Annotated in this window: 12 protein-coding genes; 4 read left to right on the forward strand and 8 right to left on the reverse strand. The window is 55.7% G+C overall.

Going from position 1 to position 17,502, the window contains the following annotated elements; genetic code table 11:
* Nucleotides 1–50: 50 nt before the first annotated feature.
* Nucleotides 51–1,343 carry a kynureninase gene (kynU, locus tag RB2501_RS14875; RefSeq protein ID WP_015755692.1) on the reverse strand — a complete coding sequence of 431 codons (1,293 nt, stop codon included), beginning with the start codon at nt 1,341–1,343 and terminating at the stop codon, nt 51–53.
* Nucleotides 1,344–1,387: 44 nt separating this feature from the next.
* Complete coding sequence (locus RB2501_RS14880) at nt 1,388–1,852, reverse strand: GNAT family N-acetyltransferase (protein WP_041327922.1); 465 nt, start codon at nt 1,850–1,852, stop codon at nt 1,388–1,390.
* Nucleotides 1,853–2,002: 150 nt separating this feature from the next.
* Between RB2501_RS14880 and RB2501_RS14885 the strand changes: the two genes are divergently transcribed.
* Nucleotides 2,003–2,641 (forward strand): O-methyltransferase, encoded by a 639-nt coding sequence (locus RB2501_RS14885; RefSeq protein ID WP_015755694.1) that lies wholly within the window; start codon nt 2,003–2,005, stop codon nt 2,639–2,641.
* Here the strand turns inward: RB2501_RS14885 and RB2501_RS14890 are convergent.
* From RB2501_RS14890 to RB2501_RS14915, 6 genes are all read right to left on the reverse strand, one after another.
* Nucleotides 2,595–3,176, reverse strand: a complete 582-nt coding sequence (locus RB2501_RS14890; protein ID WP_015755695.1) for a phosphatase PAP2 family protein — start codon at nt 3,174–3,176, stop codon at nt 2,595–2,597. The genes RB2501_RS14885 and RB2501_RS14890 overlap by 47 nt on opposite strands.
* Before the next feature lie 5 nt (nt 3,177–3,181).
* A complete protein-coding gene (locus RB2501_RS14895) occupies nt 3,182–3,454 on the reverse strand; it encodes a Sec-independent protein translocase subunit TatA/TatB (protein ID WP_015755696.1) in 273 nt (90 codons plus the stop codon).
* 92 nt (nt 3,455–3,546) lie between these two features.
* Nucleotides 3,547–5,856, reverse strand: coding sequence for a M1 family metallopeptidase (locus RB2501_RS14900; protein WP_015755697.1), 2,310 nt, complete (start codon nt 5,854–5,856; stop codon nt 3,547–3,549).
* 62 nt (nt 5,857–5,918) lie between these two features.
* On the reverse strand, nt 5,919–6,440 hold the full coding sequence (locus RB2501_RS14905) for a DUF6702 family protein (protein WP_041327923.1): 522 nt from the start codon (nt 6,438–6,440) through the stop codon (nt 5,919–5,921).
* Nucleotides 6,441–6,672: 232 nt separating this feature from the next.
* Complete coding sequence (locus RB2501_RS14910; protein WP_238528079.1) at nt 6,673–7,413, reverse strand: peptidase associated/transthyretin-like domain-containing protein; 741 nt, start codon at nt 7,411–7,413, stop codon at nt 6,673–6,675.
* A 61-nt stretch (nt 7,414–7,474) separates the two neighbouring features.
* Nucleotides 7,475–8,227, reverse strand: a complete 753-nt coding sequence (locus RB2501_RS14915; protein WP_015755700.1) for a carboxypeptidase-like regulatory domain-containing protein — start codon at nt 8,225–8,227, stop codon at nt 7,475–7,477.
* 317 nt (nt 8,228–8,544) lie between these two features.
* Between RB2501_RS14915 and RB2501_RS15910 the strand changes: the two genes are divergently transcribed.
* The 3 genes from RB2501_RS15910 to RB2501_RS15915 all read left to right on the forward strand — a co-directional run bounded on the left by RB2501_RS15910 (nt 8,545) and on the right by RB2501_RS15915 (nt 17,498).
* Nucleotides 8,545–12,636 (forward strand): beta strand repeat-containing protein, encoded by a 4,092-nt coding sequence (locus RB2501_RS15910; RefSeq protein ID WP_015755701.1) that lies wholly within the window; start codon nt 8,545–8,547, stop codon nt 12,634–12,636.
* Between the two features lies 1 nt (nt 12,637).
* Nucleotides 12,638–13,783, forward strand: a complete 1,146-nt coding sequence (locus RB2501_RS14925) for a gliding motility-associated C-terminal domain-containing protein (protein ID WP_041327317.1) — start codon at nt 12,638–12,640, stop codon at nt 13,781–13,783.
* A 160-nt stretch (nt 13,784–13,943) separates the two neighbouring features.
* Nucleotides 13,944–17,498, forward strand: coding sequence for a beta strand repeat-containing protein (locus tag RB2501_RS15915; protein WP_015755703.1), 3,555 nt, complete (start codon nt 13,944–13,946; stop codon nt 17,496–17,498).
* Nucleotides 17,499–17,502: the final 4 nt, after the last annotated feature.

Raw genomic sequence — 17,502 nt, forward strand, 5'->3', positions numbered from 1 at the left:
CGGCATGGAAAACGGCGGCAAAATAACCCGAAAATCCGAAAGTTGAAGCATCAGGTGGCCGGGCTTCCCGCCCCGGAACCTGCCTGTATCCCCGCTTTCAATATTTGGCCAAAGCGGTACATGTCCATAAAGGAGCAATAAAACGGGGCAGGTGCCAGCCTGATGACGTTCGGCTCCCGCCAGTCGGGCAGGACCCCGTGGTCCATGAGGTAGTCAAAGAGTGGCCGGCCCTCGCCGTGCAGGAAAACCGACAACTGACAGCCCCGGTCTGCCGGGGTGATGATTTCAAAGCGGCTGTCCACCTCCTTGTCCACCTCCCCCAAAATAAACTCCAGGTAGCCGGTGAGCAGGTCGCGCTTGGCGATCAGGGCCTCCATCCCCACTTCGTCAAAGAGTTCCAGGGAGGCCATGTAGGGGGCCAGCGCCAGGATGGGCGGGTTGCTCAGCTGCCAGGCATCGGCCGTGGGCATGGGGTCGAATTCCGGCTGCATCAAAAAACGCGTCTCCTTCCGCGTTCCCCACCAGCCTTCAAACCGCCGGATGTCCTTCTGGCCCAGGTGTCGCTGGTGGATAAATACCCCGGAGGCATTCCCAGGGCCGCTGTTCATGTACTTATAACTGCACCAGGCTGCAAAGTCCGCCCCCCAGTCGTGGAGGTCCAGCCGGACGTTGCCGGCTGCATGGGCCAGGTCCCAGCCAACAAGTGCCCCGGCTGCCTGCCCGGCCCGGGTTATGGCTTCCATGTCCAGGACCTGTCCGTTGTAATAATTCACCCCGCCCATCAATACCAGGGCCAGGGAGTCTGCATGTTCTTCAATCGCGGCGAGGATATCCGCGGTGCGCCAATGGTGCTCCCCCGGGCGCTTCCGGACTTCTACAAGCGCCTCGGCCGGGTCGTACCCGTGGAAACGCAACTGGCTTTGCAGCATGTACTGGTCCGACGGGAAAGCCTTTTCCTCGCAGAGGATTTTAAAGCGTTTGCCCTCTGGCCGGTAAAAGGAAACCATCAGCAGGTGCAGGTTGACGGTAAGCGTATTCATCACGGTCACCTCCCCGGGTTTTGCCCCTACGATGCGCTCCAAATAGGGCGCCAGTTGCTCGTGGTATTCCCACCAAGGGTTCTTCGCGTTGAAATGCCCCTCCACGGCCAGCTCTTCCCAATCGGTGAGGACCTCCCGGACCTTGCCCGCTGCCTTCCGCGGCTGCAGCCCCAGGGAGTTCCCGGTAAAGTAGATGATCTCTTCTCCGTGGTGCTTTGGGAACAGGAAAGCCTCCCGGTAGCTGGCAAGCGGGTCTTCGGCATCCATCCGGCGGGCAAAGGCCTCGGTATTCTCATAGGTCATAGGGCGCGGTTTCGATGCTACCAAAAATACGAGGAAGTTCCCGATTAGCCGCGGCCGGGCAGCCGCATCTCCACAATATGCGGGGCAAAACCCGCCTTTTCATAGGCCCGGATGGCCGGGGCATTGCCCGTGTACACCGTCAACCGGACCTCCTCCAGCCCGCGCTCCCTTGCCCATTGCCGGAGTTCCTGAATGATCCGGCCGTTCAACCCCCGGCCACGGTACTCCGGGCGGGTATACATAAAGCCGAAATACGCATAAACATCGTGGTCCAGGTAAGGACGGGGCGTGCGTTTGGAGGCGTACCCCGTCGATACAATCCTGCCATCCGATACCCCTACCAGCAACAGCGATTCCGGGTCGTGAATCAGGGCGGGCAGGTCGTAATAGTGGACGGGGTCCGGGCGGATGGTCGGGTCAAAGGGCCGCTCATCGCGGATCAGCCCCTGTTCGAGTTCCCGGAGTTCTTCCAGGTCGGCCTCGGTGGCCGGGCGGATAAGGAGTTCCATGTTCCTGATATTGATATTCAAGGCGAAAGGTACGGAAGGTGTGAAAAATATCGGCGCCCCTGCGAGGGGGTTGCAGGGGATGGAGGTATCTTGGAATCCGGGCGGGCGGGCTTCCCCCAAGGGATTTCGTATTTTTGCCAAAAAACCAAGATGCACTTCCTCTCCCGGGAACTCGAAGCCTATATTGCCGCCTCCAGCGAACCGGAACCGGAACTCCTGGCGGAACTCACCCGCGAGACCCACCTGAAGGTCCTGCGGCCCCGGATGATAACCGGCCACCACCAGGGCCGGGTCCTCAGCTTATTCTCCCGGCTGATGCGCCCACAGCGGATCCTGGAAATTGGCACCTACACGGGGTATTCCGCCCTGTGCCTGGCCGAAGGCCTCCCCAAAGGCGGGCAATTGCATACCATCGACAAAAATGAGGAATTAAAGGAAATGCAGCGGCGGTATTTCGACCGGAGCCCGTACGGCCAGCAGATCATCCAGCATACCGGCCTGGCCCTGGAGATCATACCCGGTCTGGATGACACCTTTGACCTGGTTTTTATCGACGCGGAAAAGGAGGAGTACGCAGACTACCTCGAGGCTATTTTGCCCAGGACGCGGAGCGGCAGCCTGATCCTGCTGGACAATGTCCTCTGGTCCGGGAAGGTACTGGACGACCCTGCCAACGACAGGGTCACCGAATCCCTGAAAAAATTGAATGCCGCCCTGCCCCGCGACCCTCGCCTGCAGGTGGTCATGCTCCCGATACGGGACGGCCTGACGGGATGTATGGTGCGGTAAGGCGGTAGATCAGGTAAAAGCCCCACCCCGTCAGGAAACCGACGCCGGCACCCACCAGGATATCCACCGGGTAGTGGACCCCCACATAGATCCGGCTGAAGGCAAACAAGAGTGGCCAGATGTAAAATAAGTAAACCCACCGGTATTGGCTGCGGAGGAACAATACTATCAGCGTGGTGACGGAGAAGGAACTGGCGGCGTGGCCGGAAAAAAAGCTGAAATTGGTTGGGCTCCTGAGTATCCGGATAAGCGTGTTGATTTCCTCATTGTTGTTCGGGCGTAGCCGGGCCACGTACTCCTTGGTGAAATCCGTGAACCAGACAATCCACAACACGAGCAATACGGTAATCCCGCACATAAGCAGGGCCTGCCGCAGGGGGAATTTCTTGAGGATGAGCAGGAAGAAAAGCACGAACAGGGGAATCCAGGTATCGATATCCGTCACCCCGGACCAAAAAGCGTCATAGCGTTCAATCCCGAGGCCGTTCAGGTAGATAAACGTTTCCTGGTCCCACTTGAGGATGCGTTCCAGCATAAGGGTTACTTGCGGCGGATGGTCCCGCCTACGTCGTCGATGTTCTTCTTGACGTCCTTGAGGTCTTTCTCAATCTCCTTGGTAAAGGAGGTGTCGATTCCCTGCTTCTCGGCGCTTTTGTGGATCTCGCGCTTGATATCGTCGGTTGCGTCCTTGAGCTGGCGCATGCCCTGGCCCAGGCCTTTGGCAATCCCCGGGATCTTATCCGCTCCAAAAACCATCACCACGATAAAGAGAATAAAAAATATCTCTGCCCCGCTAATAAATAAGAATTGCATTGCCATACCACAAATATACGTAAGTTTCGCAGCCCGCATAAAAAAAGTCCCGGTTCGCAGGCCGGGACTTTTCTATTTTTTTTGTCGGCTTATCAGCCTTTGATCTCTTCCTTGAATTGCTCGAATTCAGACGGAGACTGGTCCTTGGGCCAGCTGTTGTTGTCCGTGTCGATATCGGCGGTTTCCGCATCGGGGTCCACCACGATCCCCACGAGTTCCTGCTGGGAGGAAATCACGCGGCTGACCTCGGCATCACTCCTCCTCCAGATCTCCGGGGGGTAGGTAACGCGCTCGGTAGTCCCGTCTGCATAGGTGTATTCCACGATCAGCGGCATGGGGATCCCGCCCGGTTTCTCGAAGGTCACCTCGTAGAAATACTTCGGCTCCGCTACCTGGGCGCGCTGCTCGGGGGTCATGTTGTCCATCATGAATTCGGACAGGGGCTGGGAGATTTCGGAAGGCTTTTTCCCCTTGAGGTCCGGGTCAAAGTCTTCGCTGTCTTCCTCGGCCAGGTATACCAATGGGGGCAGTTGGTCTTCGGTGACCCCGTTGTTGGCCATATACTCCCGCATCTGCTGGGTGGGTTTGTCGGAGACATAGTACTTTTTGACGCCTTTCACCCCGATATCCACGTAGTCGGTGGTATAGAACCAGGACCTCCAGAACCAGTCCAGGTCTACGGCCGAGGCATCCTCCATGGTCCGGAAGAAATCCTCGGGGGTCGGGTGCTTGAATTTCCAGCGCTGCGCATAGGTCTTAAACGCGTGGTCGAACAGTTCCGGCCCCATGACGGTTTCCCGCAGGATATTCAGGGCCGTGGCCGGTTTGGCATAGGCGTTGGGCCCCAGTTGGTAAACATTCTCCGGGTTGGACATAATCGGCGCGATGGTGCTCTGGTCGCCAGCCATATACGGCACGATGGCTGCAGGCGCCCCCCGCCGCGACGGGTATTTTTCATTCGGGGCAATAACCTCCGGGAATTCCTTCCCGAACTCCTGCTCGGCCAGGTACTGCATAAAGGTGTCGAGGCCTTCGTCCATCCAGCCCCATTGCCGCTCGTCCGAGTTGACGATCATCGGGAAGAAGTTGTGGCCCACCTCGTGGATGATCACGGAGATCATCCCGTACTTGACGCGGTCCGAATAGGTGCCGTCCGGGTTCGGGCGCCCGTAGTTCCAGCAGATCATCGGGTATTCCATGCCCTGGTTCTTGGCGTGTACGGAAATTGCCTTGTGGTACGGGTAGTCGAAGGTGTGGTCTGAGTAGCTTTTGAGCGTGCTGGCAACCACTTTGGTGGAGAGCTCCTCCCAAAGCGGGTTCCCTTCTTTGGGGTACATGGATACCGCCATCACGTCTTTGTTCCCGATTTTGACGGCCATCATGTCCCAGATAAACTTCCGGGAAGTGGCAAAGCCAAAGTCCCGAACGTTTTCGGCCTTGAGCTTCCAGGTGTTGGTCTCGGTGGAAAAGCCCTTTTCAGCCGCCTCGGCTTCCGCCTGGGTGACGATCATCACCGGCTCGTCGTAGCTCTTTTTGGCCTGCTCGTAGCGCCGCATCATTTCTTTGGAAAATACCTCCTTGCGATTCTGCAATTCCCCGGTACCGTCCAGCACGTGGTCGGCGGGAACCGTGATATTCACCTCGTAGTTCCCGAAGGGCAGGGCAAACTCCCCGCTTCCCCAGAACTGGTGGTTCTGCCAGCCCTCCACATCGCTGTAAACGGCCATCCGCGGGAAAAACTGGGCAATCACATACGCCCGGTTCCCGTCTTCGGGGAAATACTCATAGCCGGAGCGCGCCCGGTTTACGGTGTGGTCCGGGATGTTGTACCACCACTTGATGGAAAAGGAAACCTGCTCCCCGCTCGCCAGCGGCTGCGGGATATTTACCCGCATCATCGTCTGGTTGATGGTATAGGGGATCGGTTTACCGGAGGCATCCCGCACGTATTCGATATTGAAGCCGCCGTCAAAAGGCTCGCCGAGGTACTCGCCGGCAAACGAGCCGGTGCGGTAAGCCAGGGGTACCCCGTTCCCGTTGCGCAAAGGCGACTTGGAATCCTTAGCGCGGACATTCTGGTCCAGTTGCACCCAGAGGTATTCAAGCTCGTCCGGGGAATTGTTGTGGTAAGTTATTGTTTCTTCCCCGTAAATACGGGCATTTTCATCATCCAGGCGGATGTCCATTTTGTAGTCGGCCTGCTGCTGGTAGTAATCCGGGCCGGGGGCTCCGGAGGCCGAACGGTAGGTGTTCGGGGTGGCGAATTCCTGGTAGAGTTGCCGGAACTTGCTCTGGTTGGTATGGCCGGGCTCCCGCTCTTTTGACTGCTCCTCCTGCTGGGCGAAAACAACGGCCCCGCAAACAAAGAGGACAGCGGATAATACATACTTGATTTTCATCATGGTTTACGCTAAATTTTTGATCCGCGAAAAATAACTTTTTTGGCGCGAATCGTTATAAAACCTTATAAGTTTAACATTCCTTTATTATTCTCCCGGATCAGCACCACGCTGCGCTTTTTGCCCAGTACCTTGAAGTGGACCAGGTTCTTTTGTTCGCTGAAGAGATCCGTGAGGATTTCGTTCTGCAACCCCACGGATTCCAGGTCTTCCCGGGGAACCCCGGTGACCTCGATAAAACACAGGATCAGGTCCTTGTCGTACTTTTTCCCCAGGAAGGTATAGGCCCGCTCCTCCCCGTTTACAAACACCCGGAACTTGGAATTGAAATAGCGTTCGATATACCCGGCGGCAGCCTCCGGCTCGTCTTCCGTGGCCAGGCGGGCGTCAAAATCGTACCGCGTTTTGAGCAGGTTGTCCAAATCGTCGATAAAAATCCGGCTGATGATCTGCAGGGACTCGTCCGATTCCGAATACTCCACATTGGTGACGCTTACGTAGAACTTGTGCGCCGCCGTAAAGGAAGTTAGCAGCAAGGCGAGTATCAGGAATCCGACTGCCGGGAGTTTGGAGTATTTGATTTTCATGGTGTTCTTTATCAGATTCAGGCCATAACGTTTCAGGTTCAGGCCATAACTTTTCAGGTTCGGGCCATAACTTTTCATGTTCGGGCCACAGCTACACTTGCTACAGCTACACTTTCTGCGAGAACAGACACGCTTTCTGCGAGATCCGTTTTCGAGGGGCCGCCACCCTGCCGGCAGGGCCGGCCGGCCTATCCGGAACAAAACCCGTGCCAGGCCTTATCCCTGCCAGGGGTCATTCCCGGGAAGGCGGGTCTAAATTATTGTATTTCCGGTATTCTTCGCCTTTTCGCCTGAGAAAAGCCCATACCCGCAGGCGGTCGCCGGAATCCGCCACGGGGTCAAAAAGGGAGTCCACCTCGCAGAAATACATAAAATCCGGCAGGCGCTCCAGGGGCACCCCGAGTTCCCGGGTAAGCACGCTGTCCGGGAACTGGGCACGCATCTCCAGGGATTTCCGGTATTGGCGTTCAAAAGCGAGTTGCTTTTTCAGCCTTTTGGTCCGCCCGGTAAAATAATTCAGGATCGGGTTCAGGGGAACAATGCCTCCCCCGGTTGTGGCCTCGTGGATTTTCTTTTCGGTCTGCGTCCAGGGCCGCCGGTACGCATTGGGCAACCCGAGGCTGTATTCGGTAACCGTGCGGTCTTCCGGCAAACGGTCCAGGTCCGCGTCCAGGTCCCCGCTCAGGTCGTAGGGGCGCACCACCACCTCATCGAGCTCGTTGACAAAGGGTTCCATAGGCACCTCCAGGCGGATGGCGGTGAGCATATCGGCGCGCACCTCCAGGGTTTTTCGTTTGTATCGGACGGCCGAAAACAGCAGTGTGTCGCCCGGGGCAGCATCGATCCGGAAGTACCCCCCGGAATCCGAGATCACCGCCTTCTCCCGGCTGAGGTTCAGCACGTGGACATCCGCGATGCCTTCCGACCCCTCGTAGACCCGTCCGCGGAGTTCCGATTGCCCACGGGCAGACACGCCGGCCAGGAAAACCCCCAGGAAAAGGATTCCAATTGCGAAGTAATGGGAAAAAGGGTCTTTAGTCCTGCAGTACGGTCTTTCGGAACGTCTCACTCTGGTCTACCAAGAAATCTATCAGTTCAAATTCGCGATCCCGCCGAAGGAGCGTGCGCGAAGGCAGTTGGGCATCTACAAAGTCCAGGAAATCCGGGATCTGCGCCTGGGGGATCCCCAGGTCTCTCACAAAGAAGGCATCGTCGTAGATTTGCCGGATGACCGTGCTGGCCTGTATGGCCGGTTGTTCTTCGCCCCGGCTTTTCAACCCCCCGGTTAGCAATTTGAAGATATTCACAAAATTCAACCCGTATTCCATGCCGCGGACCGTCGGGTCCAGGGCGGTGTTCTGGATCTCCGTGGTCTCGTCCGTATCGTAGTCGAAACCCTTGAAGTCCTCATTGCGCAGCCGCAGAAACTCCTGCTGCTCTTCCGGGCTGACGGTAACCTCGTCCAGCTCGGTGACCTTCTCGGTGACCTCCACGACCATGCGGTTGCGCCGAATCACTTCCTCGTCCACGGGCACCTGCTTAAACTGGTAGGCCAGGGCGATGAAATAGAGCGTATCCCCCAGTTTGGCCGGGATGGTAAACTGCCCGTTGTCGTCGGTGGTGGTGGCGGTGCCAGCCCCGGCATTCAGGACGTTCTCCCCGGGAACCGGGGTATTCCGGTACAGGACGGTGCCCCGGAGGAGCTCCCTGTCACCGTCTGTGTCGTCCTGGGCGGCCAGGGGGAGTACCCCCAGCAGGAGGAAGGCCAATATGCAGGTATTTTTCATGGAATGTGTGTCTCAAATAAAGATAAAGAAAGTGCATGAGGGAATAAAATAAAACCCGGCAGGCATAAACTTATGTTAATCTCAACGAATATGGGCGCTCAGGCAACCGAAATCAGGCTCCCAGGCCCCGTTTCCCTGCTTGCCCCGTGCAGGCCGCACCTGCACCTTGGGGCACCCGGGCGGGCAGCGACCCCATTCAACGCAAAAACCGGCACTTGCGGCTAAATTCTGTGCGCATTACCCCCAGAGTATTATTTTTGTTTGATTGGGTCTATTTGCAATGTCCGCAGCGCCCAACCCCATAAAAACGACGACCGATGAACAAACGACGAATTCTGCTGCTAACCGCCCTGTTCGGCGGGCTGAGCCTGACGGCCCAGGTAAAAATTGGCGACAACCCCCAGACCATCGACCCGGGATCCCTGCTGGAACTCGAAAGCACGGACAAGGCCCTGGTGATTACCCGCGTAACCGATGCGCAGATGAATGCGATCAATGCGCAACAGGGGGCCGTGGTTTACAACACGGACGGCGGCTGCATCTATTATTTTGACGGGGCGGCCTGGATCAACATCTGCGAATCCCTGGGGCTCCAGTTTACCGCGGATGCCATTGTGAATTCGGCCCCGACCATCGTCATTACCGAAAACGGGGACATCGTAAACTTTGAAGTGGGGGAAATCCGGAGCGAAAACATCCTGGACTTCAGCATCGGCAGCCAGGACATCCAGGACAATTCCATCAATTCGGACAAACTGGCGCCGGGCTCCGTGGGCGCCGAAGAGCTGCAGGACAACACGGTGACGGACCGGGTTATGGATTATTCCGTGGTGACCCTGGCCGATTTTACAAACGATGCCGGCTACCTGGTATCCGGCGACATTATCAGCGACGACGACGGGAACGACCTCTTCCCGGGCACCGACTCCGGGGTCTTCTACGACGACCAGTTCCTGCAGGATGCCATCGATTTGAATACGACGTTGCTGAACATCAAAGAAAACCTATCCAACAAATCGACGGATATCAACCTGGGGACCTCCAACACCCTGTACCCGACGCAAAACGCGGTTAAAACCTATGTGGACAATCAACTCGGCGGGGCCTTCCAGGACCTGACCTTCAACGCCAACCTCCTGGGCATTACCGGGGGAGCGACAACAGTGGACCTGACCCCGTACCTGGACAACACAGACGATCAGAACGCTTCAGAGGTGCCATTCACGCCCTACCTTACTGTCAACAGCACGAATACGCAGGCAGCGATCCAGGAATTGAAGGACGAATTGGACAATGTAAGCGCCGGAAGCGGGACCACCGAGCTGGCCGACCAGGTGACCATTGTCGGCGACGGTTCAGCGGGCAACGAGTTCGAAGTTGCCGACCAGGGGATCACTCCGGTCAAGATCGCCCCGTCGGCCACCAACGGGCAAGTACTGACGACAACGGGTGGTAATGTCGTATGGGCAGACCCGGCAGGAGGCGGGAACACGACCGACGAATTAGTGCAGGCATTCGAAATTAACGGTATCAACCTGGAACTCACCGATGCGGGCAATACCTTCCAGGTTCCCGTAGCAGACCTGGGGACCGATGACCAAACGGCCGGGGAGGTAGGATTTACCCCCTACTTGACTATCGGGGCCAATAACGTACAGATTGCCATTCAACAATTAAAAGATGAATTGGATGCCGGGGGCGGCGGAACCCAAAATCTCACCAGCGTCCTGACGTTTGGGAATGATGCCGGAGGTACCGGGATCATAAACCTCCCGGACCCGACCCTGGCACAGGATGCCGCAACGAAGGCCTATGTGGATGCCGTTGCGGGCGGCGGTGCCGTAGAGGTAGCCGACCAGGTAACCATCACCGGCGTGGGAACTGTAGGCGATCCCTTCAAGGTAGCCGACGGAGGGGTGGGCACAACCCAACTGGCCGATGCTGGGGTTACGGGCGCCAAAATCGCACCCGGGGTGGACGGCGAAGTATTGACTACGGTTGGAGGGATTGCGGTCTGGTCCGCTCCTTCTGCAGGTGGTGTTACCACTGACGGAACCACGATTGAAGGTGATGGGGACGTGACCCCGCTTTCCGTTGTTGCCGGCGGCATAAGCGCCAATGAACTGGCAGATGACGCAGTGACTACCGCCAAAATCCTAGACGGCCAGGTCCAGACCCCAGATCTGGCCGATGCCGCCGTTACCGCAATAAAAATCAACCCGGGGGCCGACGGACAGGTTCTTACCACTGTTGGAACTACTACAGTTTGGGCGGACCCGGCGGCAACCGGCGGGGCTGTCACCGCAGATGAAACAACTATCACCGGTGATGGGGATGCCACCCCACTCTCCGTACTGCCCGCGGGAATAACTTCGAACGAATTGGCAGATGACGCCGTGACCCCGGCAAAATTGCTAGCGGGAAATGATGACGAAGTCCTGTTAAGCAGCGGAGGCGCCGTTGCCTGGACGCCCCTGGCCGGCCTGTCGCACAGCGATGAGCCCACCGGAATCTTTTTTGGGGACGGTTCCGGGGCGCCCGTCACGAATGCCCCGAACTTCTTCTGGGATCCGGCCCTGCGAGTTGGTTTTGGAGGATTGGGTATCGGATTGGAGGCTACTTCCCACGCAGATATTGCGAAGGTGCAAATTTCCGAGCGCCTGCCCCCAAGTGCTATGACCTATCCGCTGCACATCAACAATACATTCGGCAATGATGGCTCTAATGTGGGCATCCTTTTTGGGACTAGCACAAATACCGCCGTAGCCAAAGGCGCCATTGTATACGAGCGCGACCAGAGCCTTTTTAACGGTCGCGGGGACTTCCACATCTTGCAAAATCAAACCAATACCATTGGCGCGCTGCCCACAATCGCAGATGCTGTTTTTACGGTGACTTCTATTGGAAATGTAGGTGTCGGGACACCAGCACCACAGTCTAAATTAGATGTCGCCGGCGCTACACGAACTCAAAGCCTGGAGCTTCTTGGTGGTATCGTTGATAATGCATTAAGCAATGGAACTCCTGGCGACGTATTAAGCATTGACGGGGGCGGCCAGGTGGTTTGGGCTACAGCTTCAGCAGGAGCTGTTCAATCCGATGCTACGCTTTCTGGGGATGGAACGGGAGGGAGCCTCCTGAGTGTTGCCGACAATGGTATAAATACCAGCAAAATCCTGAATGGGACCATCCTTGAAGAAGACTTTGCAGACAATGCAGTAGCAACCGCAAAAATCCAGAATGCTGCCGTCACCGAAGTCAAAATTGCCCCTGGAGTTGATGGTGAAGTACTCACAACTGTGGGCGGCATTACTGCGTGGGCTGCACCAGCGGCAGGGAATGACGATCAGGAAGCATTCGAAGTTCCTTGGGATAATACAAATGTCACCGGTTTTGTGGCCACAAATGTGCAAGCTGCCTTAGATGAAATCATCAATAATGTTCCTCCGCTACAAGATGCAGTGGATGTCCCATATGATAATGTTTCCTCCGGATTGACAGGGGATAATGTGCAAGCGGCATTGGACGAAATTGTCGCGAATATCCCCAGCGACAATCAAATGGCGGATGAGGTGAATTTAAATCCAGGGATAGATGTAGACGGTGACCTCGTTAATGAAACAACCGTTCAGGAAGCATTCGAGGACCTGGTGGCCTCCGGAATTGGTGCAAATTTGGCCAATATTGACCTTGTACAAGAACCTGAGGATCGTAACTATGACCTGAACGGTCAGAACTTAATCTTTGGCGGGGTTGGTGGTTCAGTTGGAATAGGGGATTTTGGTGGCGGTGGCCCTGCGAGTCCGGCAAGTAAATTGGACGTGGATGGTCAAATTCAAGCAAGATTTGGGTTTGCTTCAACAGAGGGATCCGCAGGTCAACCGGCCTATGGATTTTACACCAATGGTGATACAAATACTGGGATGTTTCGGATAGCTGATGATCACCTTGGATTTTCCACCGCGGGAACACTTGCGATGGAAATTGAGGATATTGATGGAACGAATAGTAATGTGAGAATTGTAGGTAACCTCACAGTAACTGGAACATCTACTTCTACAAATTACCCCGACTACGTCTTCCAATCCTATTTCACCGGGGCTTCAGAAATCAAACCGGATTACGAAATGCCCAGCCTGGATGCTGTTCGGGAATTTGTGGAGAAACATCACCACCTGCCAGGCGTAACTTCAATTGCAGATGTAAAGGAACAAGGCGGCATCATCCTCAATGAGGCCACTACACAAAACCTCGAAAAAATCGAAGAGCTCTTTTTGCACACCATCGAGCAGGAGGCCAAAATACGGTCCCTGAAAGAGGAGAATGCGTCCCTTGCCACGGAATTGGAGGACCTCAAGGCGCGCATGGCACGCATCGAGAGCCTGCTGTCTAACCAAATCGAGGAATAGGATGCGCCTGATCTGCACATATTGTCTCCTGTTAATGGGCAGCGGCCTCTTGGCCCAGCCCGCCCTGCAGCACTATGGGAACATGCAGCTGCACGGCGGGGCCCAACTGGGGCTGCACACCAACCTGGTGAACCAGGCGCCTTTTGACCAGAACCTGGGGCTGCTCGGCTTTTACGGGTCCACCCCCCTGCGGGTCAGCGGGGGGTTCGCGCCGGGGGCTTTTGACGTGGAGATTGCCAATGATGCCGGCGTGGACCTGGACTTGCCGATTTTTATAGCCAATAACCTGAACTTTATCTCGGGGGATTTCCGGACAGACCGGACGCTGGCAGACCAGTATATCGGGCTCCTGCAGGATGGCTTTACCGTAGGGGAATCCGATGCCTCCAAGGTGGACGGCTTTGTGCAGGGGGTCCAGCAACCCGCCTTTGTATTCCCCGTGGGCGATGCCTCCCAATTGCGGGCCCTCACCTACCAGGCATCCGGCACGGTACCTGTGGCCCGATGCGCCTATTTCCGGGAGGACCCTACCGTCACCACCCCTTACGGATTTTTTAACCCGGACCTCCGGCCGCGGACCATCGAGGCCGTTGGCCAGAATGAATACTGGCGTTTGGAGGGTGCGGTTTCCGGGACGGTTACCATCAGCTGGAATCCGCAAAGCAATATGGCCGGAATTGCCACAGACATTAGCCAGATTGTTATCCTGGGATGGAATAAATCCGGGGGTCGGTGGATTTCCCTCGGCACATCCAGTGTGGCGGGCGACCTGATGAACGGATTTGCGGTTTCCGAACCCTTTGTCCCGGATGATTTCCACGTGATTACCTTTGGCAGCCTCTCTGAAATCGAAGAGGTGGCTTCCCTGCCCAACTACTACGTCAGCCCGAACGATGACGGCATCAACGATTTCTTGCAAATCGACGAGCTGGCCGACTCCCCCAACAACCAACTTCGAATCTACGACCGCCGGGGCCTGCTGGTTTTTACCCAGGACAATTACACGGACCAGTTCAACGGCATTTCCAATGTGGACGGTCTGGTTTTTGACCGGGATGCCGGCCTGCCGGAAGGCGTGTACTTCTACGTGGTCCGCCTTCTGGACCTGGGAACCGAATATCAGGGTTTTTTGTACTTACGCCGATAGGTTTCGAATCAGCAGCATGTCGTTGTAACGCCTGATTTTTCAGGTGTTTGAAGCGATATGCCATCTTCACAACACTTAGCCGTTACTTCACAACAATTCTTTATGACCTGGGCCCGGTCGGATATAACTTTAGTTCACAAAACCCGAATTGGACCTCGTCATGAGCAAAAAATATCTACTTATCCTATTCTTGTTTTCGGCATTTGTCGGTTCCTCTCAATTAAAAGTGGGGAATCGGCCGGAGCAAATCCACCCGAATTCCGTCCTGGAACTCGAGGGATCGGATAAAGCACTTGTACTTACCAGGGTGACGGACCTGCAAATGCAATCGATGAAACCGCTGCACGGTGCAATTGTCTATAACACCGATCAGAAAGCGCTCTATTATTTTGATTCCACCAAATGGAAGCCTGCCGGATCCGGTGGGGACACTACTGATATCCGATTTGAAAATAATGACGACGGCACTTTCACAGTATACTTTGAGGACGGTCGTAGTTTTACCTCGAATGTTCAGGCCGGGCCCGTTGGACCACAGGGACCCCAGGGGCCTCAGGGCGACCAGGGAATCCCCGGTCCGAAAGGGGATCCCGGCGACCCGGCATCAGACGACCAGGCACTTAACCTCTCCGGCAACACACTAACCCTGGAGAACGGAGGCACCGTAGACCTTACTGCCTACCTCGATAACACGGACGATCAGCAAATCACCGATTTCAGCATTTCAGGCAACGTCCTGACCCTGACCCTGGAAGACGGCGGCAGCCAAACCGTGGACCTTTCCGCTTACCAGGACAATACCGACGACCAGGCCCTGAGCCTTTCCGGGAATACCCTGACTCTGGAGGACGGAGGTACCGTGGACCTTTCCACCTACCTCGATAACACGGACGATCAGCAAATCACCGATTTCAGCATTTCAGGCAACGTCCTGACTCTGACCCTGGAAGATGGCGGCACCCAGACCGTGGACCTTTCCGCTTATCAGGACAATACCGACGATCAGGCCCTTACCCTGTCCGGCAATACGCTGACTTTAGAGGACGGAGGCACCGTAGATCTTACGCCTTACCTTGACAACACAGACAGTCAGAATATCTCGCTTTCAGGTAACACTTTGACGTTGGACAATGGAGGCACCGTTGATCTTACCGCCTACCTCGACAACACGGATGACCAGCAAATCACCGATTTCAGCATTTCAGGCAACGTCCTGACCCTGACCCTCGAAGATGGAGGCACCCAGACCGTAGACCTTTCGGCTTACCAGGACAACACCGATGACCAGGCGCTGAGCCTGTCTGGGAATACGTTAACCCTGGAGGACGGGGGCACTGTTGACCTTTCGACTTACTTGGATAACACCGACAGCCAGAACATTTCGCTCTCGGGAAACACATTGACCCTTGACAACGGAGGGACTGTAGACCTTACCGCCTATCTTGACAACACGGATGACCAGCAAATCACCGATTTCAGCCTGGCTGGAGATATCCTGACCCTGACCCTGGAAGACGGGGGCACTCAGACCGTAGACCTATCCGCTTACCAGGACAACACCGATGACCAGGCGTTGAGCCTGTCCGGCAACACATTGACCCTGGAAGATGGCGGGACTGTGGACCTAACTGCCTACTTGGACAACACCGACGATCAACAAATCACAGACTTCAGCATTTCAGGCAACGTCCTGACCCTGACCCTCGAAGACGGGGGCACCCAGACTGTGGACCTTTCCGCTTACCAGGACAACACCGATGACCAGGCCCTGAGCCTGTCTGGGAATACGTTAACCCTGGAGGACGGGGGCACTGTTGACCTTTCGACTTACTTGGATAACACCGATAGCCAGAACATTTCGCTTTCGGGCAACACATTGACCCTCGATAACGGAGGGACTGTAGACCTAACTGCCTACCTCGATAACACCGACGACCAGCAAATCATCGATTTCAGCCTGGCTGGAGATATCCTGACCCTGACCCTGGAAGACGGGGGCACTCAGACCGTAGACCTTTCCGCTTACCAGGACAACACGGATGACCAGGCGCTTAGCCTTTCCGGCAACACATTGACCCTGGAAGATGGCGGGACCGTGGACCTTTCGACTTACTTGGATAACACCGATAGCCAGAACATTTCGCTTTCCGGCAACACATTGACCCTCGATAACGGAGGCACCGTAGACCTAACTGCCTACCTCGATAACACGGACGATCAGCAAATCACCGATTTCAGCATTTCAGGCAACGTCCTGACCCTGACCCTCGAAGATGGAGGCACCCAGACCGTAGACCTTTCGGCTTACCAGGACAACACCGATGACCAGGCGCTCAGCCTTTCCGGGAATACGCTGACTCTGGAAGATGGGGGCACTGTTGACCTTTCCACCTACCTCGATAACACGGACGATCAGCAAATCACCGATTTCAGCATTTCAGGCAACGTCCTGACCCTGACCCTCGAAGATGGAGGCACCCAGACCGTAGACCTTTCGGCTTACCAGGACAACACCGATGACCAGGCGCTCAGCCTTTCCGGGAATACACTGACCCTGGAGGACGGAGGCACCGTTGATCTTGCGCCTTACCTTGACAACACAGACAGTCAGAATATCTCGCTTTCAGGTAACACTTTGACGTTGGACAATGGAGGCACCGTTGATCTTACCGCCTACCTCGACAACACGGATGACCAGCAAATCACCGACTTCAGTATTTCAGGTAATGATCTGACAATAACCCTCGAAGATGGCGGAACCCAGACTGTAGACCTTTCCGCTTACCAGGACAACACCGATGATCAGGCCCTGAGCCTTTCCGGGAATACGTTAACCCTGGAGGACGGGGGCACTGTTGACCTTTCGACTTACTTGGACAATACCGATGACCAGGTCTTGAGCCTTTCCGGGAATACCCTGACTCTGGAGGACGGAGGCACTGTTGACCTAACTGCCTACCTGGACAATACGGATGACCAGCAAATCACCGATTTCAGCCTGGCTGGAGATATCCTGACCCTGACCCTGGAAGACGGGGGCACTCAGACCGTGGACCTATCCGCTTACCAGGACAACACCGATGACCAGGCGCTCAGCCTGTCCGGGAATACCCTGACTTTAGAGGACGGAGGCACCGTGGACCTTTCCACCTACCTGGACAATACCGATGATCAGGACGCCACAGAAGTATCCTACGACAATACGACGTCAGGACTGGGGTCTTCCAATGTTCAGGAGGCGCTGGATGAAATTGCAACAAACCTTCCCAGTATGCAGCCACGTGTCTGGATGGGGGCCATTCGCATTACTTCGAGCGGCACGATGGATGTAACGGGCATCCCTTTCCAACCCACAAGCATCAGCTTTTCGGCTCATGCCAATGTGGAGAACTTTAATCTGGATTCTGACAATGGTACGCGCAACAACGACTCGGGCATCAGTAACGCATTCGGAACCATGAACGGTTTTGTTCAGGATACCGGCAGTGGTTTGAACCAGCAGGTGATCTACGTTGGGGGAAGTGGTAACTCAATCAACGATATTTCCCGATTCGCCTCCAACTCGCACTGTATTGGCCTGCGTTACAGCAACCAGAATGGTGACAAGCTGGGGCTTACCAGGGCTCGTGTTACCCAAATGAATTCCGACGGCTTCCGTTTGATTACGGACAATTATGCAGAAGACGTTGTCATCCTTTATCAGGCATATCGTTAATTCC

The organism is Robiginitalea biformata HTCC2501 (genome assembly GCF_000024125.1).
GTDB lineage: Bacteria > Bacteroidota > Bacteroidia > Flavobacteriales > Flavobacteriaceae > Robiginitalea > Robiginitalea biformata.